This window comes from Sulfitobacter sp. HI0129, assembly GCF_001635395.1.
In the GTDB taxonomy this organism is placed as follows: domain Bacteria; phylum Pseudomonadota; class Alphaproteobacteria; order Rhodobacterales; family Rhodobacteraceae; genus Sulfitobacter.
In genome coordinates this window covers 1-914 of sequence record NZ_LWGH01000892.1, presented here as the reverse complement: position 1 = coordinate 914, position 914 = coordinate 1, and the positions used below count along the sequence as shown (strand labels likewise).

The 914-nt window shown below is 63.9% G+C and carries 1 protein-coding gene; it reads right to left on the bottom strand.

The window, feature by feature from the left end:
* Positions 1-914 (bottom strand): amidophosphoribosyltransferase (locus A3764_RS20710; RefSeq protein ID WP_269085035.1); only part of this gene is annotated, 914 nt, incomplete at both ends.

The window sequence follows — 914 nt, the reverse complement described above, 5'->3', positions numbered from 1 at the left end:
CGCGGTTGACGTTCAGCTTCAGCCGCACGCCCATATTCCGGATCTGTTCGGTCGGTTCGATGAAGGTCCGGCCCATGTACTGGTTGCGGATGATCCCCATGGCATAGGGGATGCCGCTTTGCAGGCTGTAGCCGATGGCCGCCGGCGTGCCGCTGTCCGGCACGGGACAGACGAGGTCCGCCTCCACCGGGCTTTCCTTGGCCAGTTCGCGGCCAATCGCCTCGCGGGTTTCATAGACGCTGCGCCCCCCGAGGATGGAATCGGGGCGGCTGAAATAGACATGTTCGAAGATGCAGAACCGCGATGCCATGCGCCGGAAGGGGAAATGTGATTCGACGCCTTCGGGTGTGATCACCACCATTTCGCCGGGATCGATTTCGCGCACGAATTCCGCCCCGATGATGTCGAGCGCGCAGGTCTCGGACGACAGCGCCCAGCCGTCGCCGACCCGCCCCAGCACCAGCGGCCTGACGCCGAGGGGATCGCGTACGCCGATCAGCTTGGTGCGCGTCATGGCCACGACCGAAAACGCCCCTTCCACCCGGCGCAGGGCGTCTTCCATGCGCTCGGGGATATTGCGCTGAAGGGAGCGCGCCATGAGGTGGATGATACATTCGCTGTCCGACGAGCTTTGGAAGATGCTGCCGTGTTCGATCAGCTCCCGGCGCAACGCATTGGCATTGGTGATATTGCCATTGTGGGCGATGGCCGCACCCCCCATGGCGAATTCACCGAAAAAGGGCTGCACGTCGCGGATCGCGGTCTGCCCCTTCGCGCCGCTGGTGGAATAGCGGACATGGCCGATGGCAAGCTCCCCCGGGAGGGTTTCCATGACCGACTGCGAGGTGAAGTTGTCGCGGACATAGCCGAATCGGCGCGCGGACTGAAAGCCCGCTTCCGGATCGTAGCTGACG